We start from the raw sequence: 13,357 nt of genomic DNA on the forward strand, positions 1-13,357 counted from the left end.
TCGATTGCGATGCGTTACCCGAACCTTTTCAAGCCGCTCACGTTGAACAAGCTGACGCTGCGCAATCGCATCGTCAGTACCGCGCACGCGGAGGTCTATGCGGAGCCGGGTGGCCTGCCCGGCGACCGTTATATCCGGTACTACGAGGAAAAGGCGAAGGGCGGAGTCGGACTCGCCGTGTGCGGCGGTTCGAGCCCGGTGTCGATCGACAGCCCGCAAGGCTGGTGGAAGTCGGTGAATCTCGCCACCGACCGGATCGTCGATCCGCTCGCGCGGCTCGCCGAAGCGATGCACGCGCATGGCGCGAAAATCATGATTCAGGCCACCCACATGGGACGCCGCTCGGCGTTTCACGGCGAGCACTGGCCGCATCTGATGTCGCCGTCGGGAGTACGCGAGCCGGTGCATCGCGGCAACGCGAAGATCATCGAGGTCGAAGAGATCCGCCGCATCATCGGCGACTTCGCGGCGGCCGCGAAGCGCGTGAAGGATGCGGGCATGGACGGCATCGAGATCTCGGCGGCGCACCAGCATCTGATCGATCAGTTCTGGAGCCCGCGCACCAACTTCCGTACCGACGAATGGGGCGGCTCGCTCGAAAACCGCATGCGTTTCGGCGTCGAAGTGTTGCAGGCGGTGCGCGCGACGGTGGGCGCCGACTTCTGCGTCGGCCTGCGCATGTGCGGCGACGAATTCCACGAAGATGGGCTCGATCACGAACAGCTGAAAGAGATTGCCCAGGCGATGAGCGAAAGTGGTCTGATCGACTATCTCGGCGTGATCGGTTCCGGCGCGGACACCCACAATACGCTCGCCAACTGCATGCCGCCGATGGCGCTGCCGCCCGAGCCGTTCGTGCATCTCGCGGCCGGCATCAAGCAGGTCGTCAAGGTGCCGGTGATACACGCGCAAAGCATTCGCGACGCGGGCCAGGCCGAGCGGCTGCTCGCGAGCGGCATGGTCGATCTGGTCGGCATGACGCGCGCACAGATCGCCGATCCGCATATGGTCATCAAGATCCGCGATGGCCGCGAGGACGAAATCAGGCAGTGCGTCGGCGCGAACTACTGCATCGACCGTCAGTACAACGGGCTCGATGTGCTGTGCGTGCAGAACGCGGCGACCTCGCGCGAAGCGACGATGCCGCACGTGATCGCCAGGTCACGCGGGCCGAAGCGCAAGGTCGTGGTGGTCGGCGCGGGGCCGGCGGGGCTCGAAGCGGCGCGCGTCGCGAAGTCGCGCGGTCACGACGTGGTGCTGTTCGAACAGAACGATCACGTGGGCGGCCAGATCATGCTGGCGGCGAAAGCGCCGCAGCGCGAGCAGATGGCGGGCATCGTGCGCTGGTTCGACATGGAGACGAAGCGCCTCGGCGTGGACCGCCGCCTCGGTGTCGCCGCCGACGAGCGGACCATCATGGCCGAGAAGCCCGACATCGTCGTGCTCGCCACCGGCGGTTCGGCGTTCACGTCGCAGGTCGCGGCGTGGGGCGTCGACGCGGGGCTCGCGGTCAGTTCGTGGGACGTGCTGGCCGGCAAGGTCGAGCCGGGCAGGAACGTGCTCGTGTACGACGGCGTCAGCACGCATGCCGGCGCGGGCGTCGCCGATTTCATCGCGAGCCGCGGCGCCAACGTGGAGATCGTCACGCCCGACGTGAAGGTCGCCGACGACGTCGGCGGCACCACGTTCCCGATCTTCTATCGCCGTCTGTACGCGCAAGGGGTGATCCATACGCCCAATTACTGGCTCGACAGGGTGTACGAGGAGGACGGCAAGAAGATCGCCGTGATCCGCAACGAGTACACCGAGGAGCAGGAGGAGCGCGCGGTCGATCAGGTGGTGATCGAAAACGGCAGTACGCCGAACGATCAGCTTTACTGGAAGCTGAAGCCTGAATCGGTCAATCGCGGCCAGGTCGACGTGCACAAACTGTTCGCGTCCGAACCGCAACCGTGTCTCGACGAGCAGCTCGGCGACGGCCGCTTCCTGCTGTTCCGGGTCGGCGACTGCATCTCGATGCACAACATTCACGGCGCGATCTACGACGCGCTGCGCCTTTGCAAGGATTTCTGACGATGAGCCCCGTGTTTGTCATCACCGTCCTGCTGTGGGGGTCGGTGGCCGGTCTCGCGTTCGCGCTGGCGCGCCGCGCCGCCTACTGGCGCGAGGGCCGCGCGACCGTCGCGGGCGCCTATGGCTGGACCAATCTGCTCGCGATCCCGAAGCGTTACTTCGTCGACCTGCATCATGTGGTCGCGCGCGATCCGTATATCGCCCGCACGCACGTTGCCACGGCGGGCGGAGCGATCCTCGCGATGGCGCTCGTGTTCGTCAACTACGGTCTCGCGATCTACTCGCCGTGGCTGGACAAACTGATCTTTCTCGCCGCGCTGGCGATGCTGATCGGCACGGTGTTCGTGTGGCGCCGCCGGCATGGCGCGAAGACGGTGCCGGCGCGACTCTCGCGCGGGCCGTGGGATCAGTTGCCGTTGCTACTGGGCGCGTTCGCGCTCGGTCTCGCGCTGTTCATCGCGCTTCCGGCGACGATGATGTCCGGCGCGCTCGCGGTGATCGTCGCGCTGTTGATCGCGGCGGGCGCGTTCACGATGACGTTCGGCGCGGCGCGTGGCGGCCCGATGAAACATGCGTTGGCCGGACTGCTGCATCTCGCGTTTCATCCGCGCCAGGAGCGCTTTGCCGATTCCACCGCAGCGCGTCACGCTCGCGATGCCGTGCCGCCCACCGCGCTTAAAACCCCGCTGCTCGACGCGAAAGAATATGGCGTCGGCAAGCCGGTCGAATTCCGCTGGAACCAGTTGCTCAGCTTCGACGCCTGCGTGCAATGCGGCAAATGCGAAGCGGCGTGCCCCGCGTTCGCGGCCGGTCAGCCGCTCAATCCGAAGAAGCTGATCCAGGATCTGGTAACCGGCATGGTCGGCGGCACCGACGCGCAGTACGCAGGCAGCCCGACGCCCGGCATTCCGGTCGGCAAGCACGCGGGCGCGCCAGGCAAGCCGCTGATCTCGACGCTGATCGAAGCGCACACGCTGTGGTCCTGCACGACCTGCCGCGCCTGCGTGCAGGAGTGCCCGATGCTGATCGAGCACGTGGACGCGATCGTGGACATGCGCCGCAATCAGACGCTCGTCGAAGGCAGCGTGCCGGGCAAGGGGCCGGTGACGCTCGCGAATCTGCGCGAAACCGGCAGCCTCAACGGCTACGACATCGGCGCGCGCTACGACTGGGCCGTCGATCTGCAGGTGCAGGTCGCGCAGCCGGGCCGTCACGTGGACGTGCTGCTGATCGCCGGTGAAGGCGCGTTCGACATGCGCTATCAGCGCACGCTGCGCGCGCTCGTCAAGGTGCTGAACCGCGCGGGCGTCGATTACGCGGTGCTGGGCGGTGTCGAGACCGATACCGGCGACACCGCACGGCGGCTCGGCGACGAAGCGACGTTCCAGCAACTGGCCCGTACGCTGATCGGGACGCTCGCGCAGTACTCGTTCGCGCGCATCGTTACCGCCGATCCGCACGTGCTGCATAGCCTGCGCAACGAATATCGCGCGCTCGGCGGGTTCTATCAGGTGCAGCATCACACGGCGCTGATCGACGAACTGATCGCGAGCGGCAAGCTGTCGCCGCGCGCGGCCGCCGCCGTCGCGGAGCGCAACATCACGTATCACGACCCATGCTATCTGGGTCGCTACAACGGCGAGACGGAAGCGCCGCGCCGGGTGCTGAAGAGCATCGGCATCAAGGTGGTCGAGATGGAGCGTCACGGCCTGCGCGGACGCTGCTGCGGTGGCGGTGGCGGCGCACCGTTGACCGATATCCCGGGCAAACGGCGAATTCCCGACATCCGTATCGACGACGCGCGCGCGAGCGGCGCGGAGATTGTCGCGGTCGGCTGTCCGAATTGCACCGCGATGCTCGAAGGGGTGGTGGGGCCGCGACCGGAAGTGCTGGACGTGGCCGAACTGGTCGCCGCGGCGCTGGAGTAACGCGATGATGAATACGCTCAAACGAATCGATCCGCGCCGGCCGTTCACGGTGACGGCACTGGGACTCAGGCGCATCACGCTCGGCGTCGTCGGCATCGCGGACGCGGGCGGCAGTGCGTCGCTGGCTGATGCGCGTCACACCGCGCATCGCGAACAGCCGAAGCCGCGCCGCACGACGGCCGCGCCGCGCCATGTGCTGCTGGTCGCGGCGCACGCGGACCGCGGCGCGCTCGATGAACATGCGCGCCAGACGCTCGCGGCCGCCGCGCTGATCGCGGACACGCACAGCGAAGTCGTGCTGCTGGTGTTCGGCGAATTCACCGGCGATGCCGCCGCGCTCGGCGCCGACAAGCTGATCGAATTGCCGATGTTCGATCGCCGCACGTACGCGCCGGACGATGAACTGAATGCGCTGGCGGCCTGCGTCGCGGCCTATGCGCCAGCCCATGTCTTGCTGCCCGACAACGCGACCGGCGACGGCGACCTCGGCCGCCGCTATGCGGCGGTGGCCGATGCAAGCGTCGCGACGCACGTCGTCGAGATCGCTGCCGGGCACGTGTGCACCTATATTCGCGCGGGTACGGCGCTCGCCAGCCGCGCGCTGCCCGAGGTCGTGCTGCTCGAGCCGAATGCGGTCGATCCGAAGCTGCCGTTCGTTGGCGCGGGCGAGCGGGTCGCGTGGCGCTTCGACCGCGAAGGGGACAGCACGGTCGCGCAACGCTCGATATGCGATCTCGGCATCGACGAAATCGACGCGGCGCAGGTCGCGCTGGAAGAGGCGGATTTCATCGTGTCGGCGGGCAACGGCGTCAGCGACGTGCCCGCGTTCGAGCGACTCGCGACGACCCTCGGCGCGGCGATCGGTGCCAGCCGGGTCGCCGTCGACGACGGCAAGTTCACGCGCGACAAGCAGATCGGCGCGACCGGCAAGACCGTCGAGGCAAGTGTGTATATCGCGTTCGGCATCTCGGGGGCGGTGCAGCATCTGCAAGGCATCAAGGATTGCCGCCATGTGATCGCGGTGAATCTCGACGCGAGCGCGCCGATCGCGAAGCGCGCGAATCTGACCGTGATCGCCGACGCGCAGGAAACCATCGCGGCGCTCAACGAGGCGGCGGCCGCGGCGCGCGGTGCCCGCGCCACCTCGGCCGCGCTGCTACGGCCGGGCAGGCTTGCCGAAGGAGTGCTCGCATGAAGATCGCCGTGCTGGTTTCAGTCGGACGTCATCCGGTCAGCGGCGTCGCGCGCTACAGCCGCAACGATGCGGCAGCGTTGACGCTGGCGCTGTCGCTCGTCAGAACGCATGGCGCGACGCTCGACGTGCTGCACGCGGGCGATCCGTCGAACGCCGCGTTGAACGAGTATCTGGCGCTCGGCGCGCGTTCGGTCGAAGTGCTCGAGTTGCCACCCGACGCCGATCCTGCGCCGCAACTCGCCGGGCGTTTGCGTGGCTACGAGCTGGTGCTGACCGGCACGCGTGCCGAAGGCGGTTTCGATAGCGGCATGCTGCCGTATCGCGTCGCGCATGCGCTGGCGGTGCCGCTCGTCGGCGCCGCCGTCGATCTGACGCTGCGCGACGGTCGAGCGCAGGTGCGGCAGTTCATGCCGAAGGGCCTACGACGGCGCCTCGAAGTGCGGCTGCCGGCATTGGTTGCCGTGCATCCGCTCGCGAACGTCGCGACGTCGTACGCGTATGCACGGATGCGCGAAGGCACGATCGAGCGCGCCGTCGCGCGGCACGGCACCACTCCCGAACAGTCCGTATGGACGATCGGCCCCGCCACAGCGAAACCGATGCGCCTCGCCGCCGCCGAAAAACGCTCGGGCCACGCGCGCATGCTGTCGGCGACGACGACCGAGAGCCGCGCCGGCAGCGTCGTAATTGAAGGGAGTTCCGTCGAAAAAGCACAAGTGATACTCGCGTACTTGCGCGAGCATCAACTGGTGGATTACTGAATTCCGGCTCGGGCCAGCATGCGACCAGGAGGGCCTGGCGCGGCGCCAGACGTGACACGCAACGGAGCACACAATGAAAGTTTCCGCAGACGTTCGCGCAATGATCGAACGCCGCAAGCAGAATTACACGCTGGAAGCGCCGTTCTATACCAGCGAGCACATCTTCGCGCTCGACATCGACGCGATTTTCCGCCAGCACTGGATTCAGGTCGCGGTCGAGCCCGACGTGCCCGAGCCGGGCGACTATGTGACGGTCGAGATGGGCGACGAATCGATCCTGATCGTGCGCGACGACGACATGCGGGTGCGCGCGTTTCATAACGTATGCCGCCACCGCGGCGCGCGTCTGTGCAATACCGGCAAGGGCTCGCTCGGCAATATCGTCTGTCCGTATCACAGCTGGACGTATAGCCTCAATGGCGACCTGATGTTCGCCGAGCACATGGGCGAGCAGTTCGAGCGCTGCAAACATAGTCTGAAAGCGGTGCATGTCGAAAATCTCGCCGGACTGATTTTCATCTGCCTCGCCGAGCAGCCGCCCGCTGATTTCGCCGTGATGCGCGCCGCGATGGAACCGTATCTGTTGCCGCATGATCTGGCCGGCTGCAAGATCGCCGCGTCGATCGACATCATCGAGGAGGGCAACTGGAAGCTGACGATGGAAAACAATCGCGAGTGCTATCACTGCGTGGCGAACCATCCGGAGCTGACCATCTCGCTGTACGAATACGGTTTCGGTTATCAGCGCACGCCGGCGAACGAGGAGGGCATGGCCGCGTTCGAGACGACGGTCGCGCGCCGCACCGCGCAGTGGGAGGCGATGCAGTTGCCCTCGGCGGAAATCGAGCGGCTCGCCGACCTGGTCACCGGGTTTCGTACCCAACGTCTGCCGCTCGATCGCGACGGCGAATCGCAGACGCTCGACGCGAAGGTCGCCTCGAAGAAGCTGCTCGGCGGTTTCAGGCATGCGGATCTCGGCGGCCTGTCGTTCTGGACCCAGCCGAATTCGTGGCATCACTTCATGAGCGACCACATCGTCAGTTTCTCGGCGATTCCGCTGTCGGCCGGCAAGACGCTGGTCCGCACTAAATGGCTCGTGCACAAGGACGCGCGCGAAGGCATCGATTACGACGTCGACAATCTGACCGCCGTGTGGCGCGCGACCAACGACCAGGATCGCGCGCTCGTCGAATATTCGCAGCGCGGCGCGACGAGCAGCGCGTATGAGCCGGGTCCTTATTCGCCGTTCACCGAAGGACTCGTCGAAAAGTTCTGCGAGTGGTATATCGGCCGTCTCGCGGATTACGACGCGAACCCACGGGCGGTGCACGACGAGAAAGTCGTGTCGTTCGTGCGCTGAGCGCAAGACCGCAATGAGGAGCGGGGGGACAACCATGATGCGCGATCAGGCCATGTTTCAACCGGACATCGAGCAGACTTCACAGAATCCAGCTGACGCGCCGAGCCGCGTCACGCTGCCGCGCTTCTGGGACGCGCTGCCGGCGCGCTGGAACAGCGACGCCGACGACACGCTGGAGTGCTGCCAGGTCCGCAGCGAAACGCACGACGTGAAGAGTTTCTTCTTCCGCGCGCCATCCGGTCGGGCGTTCGTGTTCGAGCCGGGGCAATTCATCACGCTGGAGTTGGAGATCGACGGCGAGCGCGTCAATCGCTGCTATACGATCTCGTCTGCGCCCACACGGCCGCATACGATTTCGATCACCGTCAAGCGCGTGCCGGGCGGCCAGGTGTCCAACTGGCTGCACGACCATCTGCATGCGGGTATGCAGGTACGCGTGCTGGGCCCTGCCGGCGAATTCACCTGCGCGCGGCACCCGGCGCGCAAGTTGCTGTTTTTGTCTGCGGGCTCGGGCATCACGCCGCTGATGTCGATGAGCCGCGCGCATCATGAACTCGGCGAGGACAGCGATATCGTCTTCGTGCACAGCGCGCGTACGCCGGACGACATCATCTTCGCGCGCGAGCTCGATCTGATCGCCGCCAATCAGGCGCGTTTCCGCACCGCGTTCGTCTGCGAACGCGTGGGCACGCGCACCAATTGGCCCGGCATCACCGGCTTTCTGACGCTGCCGCTGCTGAAACTGATTGCGCCGGATTTTCTGGAGCGCGAGATTTTCACGTGCGGCCCCGCGCCGTATATGCAGGCGGTGCGCAATCTGCTCGATGAAGGCGGCTTCGATCGCCAGCACTATCACGAGGAAAGCTTCTCGTTCGAGACCGTCAGCGAAGTGGCCGCGCAATTGGCCGAAGCGCATGTCGCGGACGCGCCGAACGATGCGTCCGCGCCGGCCGAAACCGCCACGCGTTTCAAGGTGAGCTTTACGCGCAGTCATCGCGAGATCGAGTGCGGCGGCGGCCAGCATGTGCTCGATGCGGCGAAGCAGGCGGGCGTGCGGCTACCGGCGTCGTGCACGCAAGGCATGTGCGGCACCTGCAAGGTGAAGCTCGTGTCCGGCGAAGTGGCGATGAAGCACGCGGGCGGTATCCGTCAGCGCGAGATCGATCAAGGCATGGTGCTGCTGTGCTGTAGCAAGCCGCTGACCGATCTCGTCGTCGACAAGTAATACGACTGATCACACCACAACAACACGGCAAACACTGGGCGGATTTGCGTGGATGTCGCATGCGGACAACTGCATGTCGAAAAACAACGCTACCCGGCAATTCTGGTTGGCGATTCTAAATACGCGATGTGCGGTTCGATGGCAAACGCGTCAATGGGCAAATGGATCAACGGGAGAACGTCGATGAGACTGATCGGAAAGATAGTGGTGGCAAGCGCGTTGGGGGTGATGCTGGCGGCGGTCAGTGCGGGCGTGTCGGCCGATTCGAAACCGACCATCAAGATCGGTTACGTGGAGGGCTGGGACGATAGCGTGGCGACCTCGAACGTGGCCGCGGAGGTGATCGAAAAACGCCTCGGTTATCAGGTGAAACTGGTGCCGGTGGCGGCCGGCGTGATGTGGCAGGGCGTGGCGCGCGGCGATCTCGACGCGACGCTGTCCGCGTGGCTGCCGGTCACGCACGGTGCCTACTGGAACAACTTCAAGGACAAGGTGGTCGACCTCGGGCCGAACTTCAACGACGCGAAGATCGGTCTGATCGTGCCGGACAACGTGGACGTGAAGAGCGTCGGCGATCTGCAGGCGAAGAAGGCCGAGTTCGGCGCGCGCATCGTCGGCATCGACGCCGGCGCGGGTGTGATGCAGAAAACCAGCGAGGCGATCAAGGCCTATGGGCTCGACTATCAGCTGATGCCGAGTTCCGGAAGCGCGATGACCGCCGAACTGGCACGCTCGGAGGCGGCCAGCAAGCCGATCATCGTGACCGGATGGAAGCCGCACTGGATGTTCGCCAAGTACAAGCTGAAATTCCTCGACGATCCGAAGAAGGTATTCGGTGAAGCCGAGCACGTGGATAGCGTGGTGAATCCCGAGCTCGAGAAAAAAGCGCCGACAGTGGTCGCGTTCCTGAAGAAGTTCCAATGGAAGCCGGGCGAGATCGACACGGTGATGCTGGCCACGCAGAATGGCGAAAAGCCGGCTGCAGCGGCCGACGCGTGGGTCAGCGCGCATTCGGACCGGGTGGATAGCTGGGTGAAGTAACTCGGCCAGGCGTCGGCGCAGCACACGAAAACGCCGCTTTTCAGCGGCGTTTTTCTGTTTACCGCAGCACGACGGTGCGCTCGCCGTTAATGAACACACGCCGCTCGACGAACGCCTTGACCGCGCGCGCGAGCGTAATGCATTCGACGTCGCGTCCGGTCGTCAGCAGCCGTTCGGGGCTGTACGAGTGATCGACCGGTTCGACTCCCTGCTCGATGATCGGACCTTCGTCGAGATCGTCGGTGACGAAATGCGCGGTGGCGCCGATTACCTTGACGCCGCGCGCATGGGCCTGATGATACGGTCTCGCTCCCTTGAAACCGGGTAGGAACGAATGGTGGATATTGATCGCGCGCCCGGCGATCGCCCGGCTCGTTTCGGCGGACAGGATCTGCATGTAGCGCGCGAGAATCAGCAGTTCCGCGCCGGACGTATCGAACAGCTCGAGCAGGCCGGCTTCCTGTTGTGGCTTCGTGTCGGCTGTAATCGGCAGATGATGGAACGGCAGGCCGTGCGCTCGCGCGAGCGGTTCGAGATCGCGATGATTGGAGCCGATGCCGACGATGTCCATCTTCAGTTCGCCCATGCGCCAGCGAAACAGCAGGTCGGCGAGACAGTGTTCGAGCCTGGAAACCATGATCAGGACTTTCGGCCGGCTCGACAGATCGTGGATCGCCCACGTCATCCGGAAGCGTTCGGCGATCGGCGCGAATTCCTGCTTCAGCGTGGCGATCTGCAGCGCATCGTCGCGATCGACGTGGTGAAACACGCAGCGCACGAAAAAGCGCTCGCTCAGTTCGTCGTCGAATACGGTGAGTTCGTCGACATAGCAACGATGCCGTTCGAGAAAGCCAGCGACGGCGGCAACCTGGCCCGCCGCGCTCGGACACGCGACGGTGAGAACCCCTTGAGCAGCACGGGAAATGGCGGACATAAGCTCTCCACATTGACGATCAGGCGAGGCCGCGGGGTGCGGCGCGCATCGTCGCAGTAGAGCAAATCGGGCGATAACGCGGATAGAAGCTAACCGCCGTTGCGCTGGAATGGGAGCGCCAGAAGGATCTGCCGTGCTAATCCGCAGGTTCCGCCGCGAGCCTTCGCTTCAGCGTATCGATCAATGCGCGCACCTTCGCCGGCGGGTGACTCGTCGGCGGGAATACGGCCTGAATGCTCGCCGGTGCGCTCGCCCATTCGGGCAACAGCCGGATCAGCCGTCCCGCCGCGACGTCGTCCGCGATCGAAAAATCCGTCAACAGACCGATGCCGCCGCCCGCGAGCGTCGCCGCGCGGCAGGCATCGGCCGTGTTGACGCGCAACGCGGACGCGCAGCGCACGCTCGCGATCTTGCCGTCGACGTGCCGCAAGTCGAGCGTCAACGGATGCGGCAGCACCGACAACGCGCAATAGGGCAGCGTCTCCAGTGCGGCCGGCGTGCCCGGCGCGCCCCACGTCCGCACGAACTCCGGACTCGCGACGAGCCATTTGACGAAACTGCCGAGCTTCACCGCGCGATAGTTGGAATCCGCGAGGCGACCAAGCCGGATCGCTACATCGATGCCATCGGCGATCAGATCGACGTAGCGGTCGCTGCTCAGCAGCTCGACGTCGAGCTGCGCATGCGTGCGGCGCAATTCGACCAGCGCGGGCGCGACGACGAGCGTGCCGTAGTCGTTCGGCGCACTGACGCGCAGCGTGCCGCGCACCGGTGAGGTTTCCCCGCCGAGCGCGTTCAGCGCGTCCTCGGTGGCGCGCAGAATCTTTACGCTCGCCTCGTAGAACGTGCGGCCCGCCTCGGTGACGCCGAGCCGCCGGGTGGTGCGCACCAGCAGGCTCGCGCCGACCTCCGCCTCGAGCCTCTGCATGTGCGTGCTGACCATCGTCTTCGCGAGCCCGAGCCGCGTCGCGGCGGCGCTCAGCGAGCCCGCGTCGATGACGGCGACGAAGATCGCGAGGCGGTTCAGGTTCACGTTGCGCACATCGGCCATGATCGATTGTCCATTCTCGCTTGACTGTGTTTCCCGGATTATCGGGCTTCCGCGCGACAGTGCCTACGCCTTATGCTGGGCGTGTCATTCAACGTATCCGGAGCCATCCATGCCCGCTGCCAGACCCGCCGAGCCTATCAAGCTGTACACGACGCTGCTTTCAGGCCACGGTCATCGCGTGAAGCTGTTTCTGACGCTGCTCGATCTGCCGTTCGAGGTCGTCGAGCTGAACATGAAGGCGGGCGACAACCGCAAGCCCGAGTACCTCGCGCTGAACCCATTCGGTCAGGTGCCGACGATTCAGGACGGCGAGCTCACGCTGTTCGATTCGAACGCGATTCTGGTCTATCTGGCGAAGCGCTATGGCGACGCATCGTGGCTGCCGGACGATCCGCGCGGCGCCGCGGCGGTGCAGCGCTGGCTGTCGCTCGCGGCTGGCCAGATCGCCTACGGGCCGTGCGCCGCGCGGCTCGTGACCGTGTTCGGCGCGCCGCTCGACCACGAACGTGCGAAGCAGATCGCCGTCAAGCTGTTCGACGTGATCGACGAGGAGCTTGCCGGTAAGCCGTTCGTGGCTGGCGCACACGTCACGATCGCCGACATTGCCGCGCACACGTATATCGCTCACGCGCCCGAGGGCGGCGTGTCGTTGCAGCCGTATCCGAACATTCGCGCGTGGCTGCAGCGCGTGGAGGCACTGCCGCGTTTCATCGCGATGCCTTCGACGAAGGCGGGCTTGCTGGCGGCGTGATACGCGTTGACGGCTGCGTCAGATCTTGCAAAGGAGTCCGATCATGTCCGAGTTCGTCCCGTTGAATAACTGGGGAAGCGACGCGTCGCCGTTTCATGCCGGCGAGCAGGATGCGCAGCAGCGCGCGGGTGTGCGTGAGGTGGCCGAGTCGATGGGACGTCGGGGCATTCGCCGATTCATGCCTGAGCAGCATCGCGAGTTCTTTGCCGCGCAGCCGTTCGTCGTGATTGGCGGCGTCGATGCGAGCGCTCAGCCGTGGGCGACGCTGCGTGCGGGTGCGCCGGGTTTCGTCTCGTCACCGGATGCGCGGACATTGCGCATCGAAGGTGGCGCATTGGCTGGCGATCCGCTCGCCGCGGGTTGGCGGGAAGGCGCGCAGCTTGGTGCGCTGGGCATCGAGCCGCGTACGCGGCGGCGCAATCGGGCAAATGGCGTCGTCCGGTCCGTGGCAGGCGACACGTTGCAGATCGAAGTCACGCAGAGCTTCGGCAATTGCCCGAAGTATATCCAGAGCCGCGCGCCGTCTTTCATCGAGCGGGACGTGGCCGCGACGCGCGCGCAGCCCGAGATCGCCACGCTTCTGAGCAGTGCCGACCGCGAGTTGCTCGCGAGCGCGGACACGTTCTTTATCGCCAGCGCGAATCTGAGCGAGGAAGCGGGACCGGGAAAGGGGATCGACGTTTCCCATCGCGGCGGTGCGCCGGGCTTCGTGCGCGTGGACGACCCAACTACGCTGACCACGCCCGACTACAGCGGCAACCGCTTTTTCAACACGATCGGCAACCTCGTGCACGATCCGCGCGCGGGTCTGCTGTTTATCGACTTCGCAACCGGCGATCTGCTTTATCTGGCGGTGCGAGCAGAGATCATCTGGGACGGCGACGAACTCGCGGCATTTGCGGGCGCGCAGCGGCTCGTGCGGTTTCATGTGAGCGAAGTGCGGCGCAGTCGCGGCGCGTTGCCGTTCCAATGGTCGGAGGTCGAATTGGCGCCGCAGTTTCTGCCAAAGGTTCGAGAAATCGCCTGAGCCGATGCGCA

The 13,357-nt window shown here is 65.5% G+C and carries 10 protein-coding genes and 1 pseudogene; 9 read left to right on the forward strand and 2 right to left on the reverse strand.

Annotated features, from left to right (window positions below):
- Positions 1-9 precede the first annotated feature (9 nt).
- From OKW41_RS11220 to OKW41_RS11250, 7 genes are all read left to right on the forward strand, one after another.
- Entirely contained in the window at positions 10-2,073 is a 2,064-nt protein-coding gene (locus OKW41_RS11220) for an FAD-dependent oxidoreductase (RefSeq protein WP_429572520.1), read from the forward strand.
- Positions 2,074-2,075: 2 nt separating this feature from the next.
- Positions 2,076-4,001: a (Fe-S)-binding protein gene (locus OKW41_RS11225; RefSeq protein ID WP_429572521.1), complete on the forward strand. Its 1,926-nt coding sequence runs from the start codon at positions 2,076-2,078 to the stop codon at positions 3,999-4,001.
- 7 nt (positions 4,002-4,008) lie between these two features.
- The gene (locus OKW41_RS11230; RefSeq protein ID WP_429573387.1) at positions 4,009-5,196 is read left to right on the forward strand and encodes an electron transfer flavoprotein subunit alpha/FixB family protein; all 1,188 of its coding nucleotides are present in this window, start codon (positions 4,009-4,011) and stop codon (positions 5,194-5,196) included.
- Entirely contained in the window at positions 5,193-5,957 is a 765-nt protein-coding gene (locus OKW41_RS11235) for an electron transfer flavoprotein subunit beta/FixA family protein (RefSeq protein ID WP_429572522.1), read from the forward strand. Before OKW41_RS11230 ends, OKW41_RS11235 begins: the two co-directional genes overlap by 4 nt.
- Before the next feature lie 73 nt (positions 5,958-6,030).
- The gene (locus OKW41_RS11240) at positions 6,031-7,317 is read left to right on the forward strand and encodes an aromatic ring-hydroxylating oxygenase subunit alpha (protein WP_429572523.1); all 1,287 of its coding nucleotides are present in this window, start codon (positions 6,031-6,033) and stop codon (positions 7,315-7,317) included.
- Between the two features lie 34 nt (positions 7,318-7,351).
- Positions 7,352-8,542, forward strand: a complete 1,191-nt coding sequence (locus tag OKW41_RS11245; protein WP_429572524.1) for an FAD-binding oxidoreductase — start codon at positions 7,352-7,354, stop codon at positions 8,540-8,542.
- Positions 8,543-8,725: 183 nt separating this feature from the next.
- Complete coding sequence (locus tag OKW41_RS11250) at positions 8,726-9,583, forward strand: glycine betaine ABC transporter substrate-binding protein (RefSeq protein WP_429572525.1); 858 nt, start codon at positions 8,726-8,728, stop codon at positions 9,581-9,583.
- Between the two features lie 58 nt (positions 9,584-9,641).
- On the opposite strand, the gene purU is transcribed toward OKW41_RS11250, so the two are convergent.
- Positions 9,642-10,517 (reverse strand): formyltetrahydrofolate deformylase, encoded by an 876-nt coding sequence (purU, locus tag OKW41_RS11255; RefSeq protein WP_429443488.1) that lies wholly within the window; start codon positions 10,515-10,517, stop codon positions 9,642-9,644.
- Positions 10,518-10,653: 136 nt separating this feature from the next.
- The gene (locus OKW41_RS11260; RefSeq protein ID WP_429443490.1) at positions 10,654-11,568 is read right to left on the reverse strand and encodes a LysR family transcriptional regulator; all 915 of its coding nucleotides are present in this window, start codon (positions 11,566-11,568) and stop codon (positions 10,654-10,656) included.
- 109 nt (positions 11,569-11,677) lie between these two features.
- On the opposite strand from OKW41_RS11260, the gene OKW41_RS11265 reads away from it, so the two are divergent.
- Both OKW41_RS11265 and OKW41_RS11270 read left to right on the forward strand, forming a co-directional pair.
- Complete coding sequence (locus OKW41_RS11265) at positions 11,678-12,319, forward strand: glutathione S-transferase family protein (RefSeq protein WP_429572526.1); 642 nt, start codon at positions 11,678-11,680, stop codon at positions 12,317-12,319.
- A gap of 43 nt (positions 12,320-12,362) precedes the next feature.
- Positions 12,363-13,319 (forward strand): annotated as a pseudogene (locus tag OKW41_RS11270) (pyridoxamine 5'-phosphate oxidase family protein); the annotation flags it as partial.
- Between the last annotated feature and the right edge of the window lie 38 nt (positions 13,320-13,357).

Origin of the sequence: Paraburkholderia sp. UCT70 (genome assembly GCF_050434085.1) — a bacterium.
Lineage (GTDB): Bacteria > Pseudomonadota > Gammaproteobacteria > Burkholderiales > Burkholderiaceae > Paraburkholderia > Paraburkholderia tuberum.

Coding starts and splice junctions, on each gene's coding strand:
- OKW41_RS11225 (WP_429572521.1), top strand. CDS start 2,076: ATGAGCCCCGTGTTTGTCATCACCGTCCTGCTGTGGGGGTCGGTGGCC.
- OKW41_RS11260 (WP_429443490.1), bottom strand. CDS start 11,568: ATGGCCGATGTGCGCAACGTGAACCTGAACCGCCTCGCGATCTTCGTC.
- OKW41_RS11240 (WP_429572523.1), top strand. CDS start 6,031: ATGAAAGTTTCCGCAGACGTTCGCGCAATGATCGAACGCCGCAAGCAG.
- OKW41_RS11265 (WP_429572526.1), top strand. CDS start 11,678: ATGCCCGCTGCCAGACCCGCCGAGCCTATCAAGCTGTACACGACGCTG.
- OKW41_RS11230 (WP_429573387.1), top strand. CDS start 4,009: ATGAATACGCTCAAACGAATCGATCCGCGCCGGCCGTTCACGGTGACG.
- OKW41_RS11220 (WP_429572520.1), top strand. CDS start 10: ATGCGTTACCCGAACCTTTTCAAGCCGCTCACGTTGAACAAGCTGACG.
- purU (WP_429443488.1), bottom strand. CDS start 10,517: ATGTCCGCCATTTCCCGTGCTGCTCAAGGGGTTCTCACCGTCGCGTGT.
- OKW41_RS11235 (WP_429572522.1), top strand. CDS start 5,193: ATGAAGATCGCCGTGCTGGTTTCAGTCGGACGTCATCCGGTCAGCGGC.
- OKW41_RS11250 (WP_429572525.1), top strand. CDS start 8,726: ATGAGACTGATCGGAAAGATAGTGGTGGCAAGCGCGTTGGGGGTGATG.
- OKW41_RS11245 (WP_429572524.1), top strand. CDS start 7,352: ATGATGCGCGATCAGGCCATGTTTCAACCGGACATCGAGCAGACTTCA.